The sequence below is a fragment of the Veronia nyctiphanis genome, assembly GCF_004116385.1.
GTDB classification, from domain to species: Bacteria; Pseudomonadota; Gammaproteobacteria; order Enterobacterales; family Vibrionaceae; genus Veronia; species Veronia nyctiphanis.
In genome coordinates this window covers 1-816 of the sequence record NZ_PEIB01000101.1, presented here as the reverse complement: position 1 = coordinate 816, position 816 = coordinate 1, and the positions used below count along the sequence as shown (strand labels likewise).

Annotated in this window: 1 protein-coding gene; it reads right to left on the bottom strand. The window is 45.6% G+C overall.

Annotated elements, in window-relative coordinates; all coding sequences use genetic code 11:
* The coding region (locus tag CS022_RS24605) for an ATP-grasp domain-containing protein (protein ID WP_129124486.1) at positions 1 to 596 on the bottom strand (596 nt) is incomplete at its 3' end.
* Positions 597 to 816: the final 220 nt, after the last annotated feature.

Below are 816 nucleotides of genomic sequence, written 5' to 3'. Positions count from 1 at the left end.
TCACATCCAACGAGATGCTTTTCAGTCACAGACAGATGGAGCAATTCCAGATCTTCAACCACACACTCAGCACTGTATTCAGGACCAAATATGGCTTCTTCAACCAACGCTGTCTGACTCAAGGCGAGTGATGTGATACGGGACGTTTTTCTCTCGAAAACGGCATTCGCCGCCTCCCTCAATTCCTCTTTGTTTTTGCAGATGCGGACTAAGGTACTACCCGTGCTGTCGACTGGCTTGACCACAACCGGAAATGTCTCCGGTATCATTGAAAAATCGACGTCAGATTTAAGCGTTGCATAAACCCTAGGTTGAGTTACTCCAAGCGCTTCAAAAGCCACTCGCATTGATGCCTTGTTTCTGAATGCTTTTATGACATTTTCACCGTGGTGCGGCAAACCCAATTTTTCGGCAATTGCGTCCGCAAGGGGGACAGAAAATTCACTCGCCGGATAGACGCCATCAAAAGCCCTTGGGCTCTCTTTGTCAGAAATTATCTCTACGCAAAGATCGACCTCTTCATTAAGAGACGGAACAATATGGTGATGGATAAAGTGGGCAGCAAAGTCGTCGAAGGGTTGTTTAGGTACACCCACCAGCGAGGCTGTCCAGCCATTGTCTCTGATAACATCTAAGAACCGTTGAATTTTTGGCGCGCGACTGGACCAATATAGAGAATATGCACTGCTGTCCCCTTTGACGATTTATTAAAAAGATTAAATAGCTTGGTGTTTATATATAAATCGATCTGTCAGGTGTAATGGATTTATGAGCCATATCGTAGGCTTGCGGCCAGCTTCCAAAATGAATGAGGTA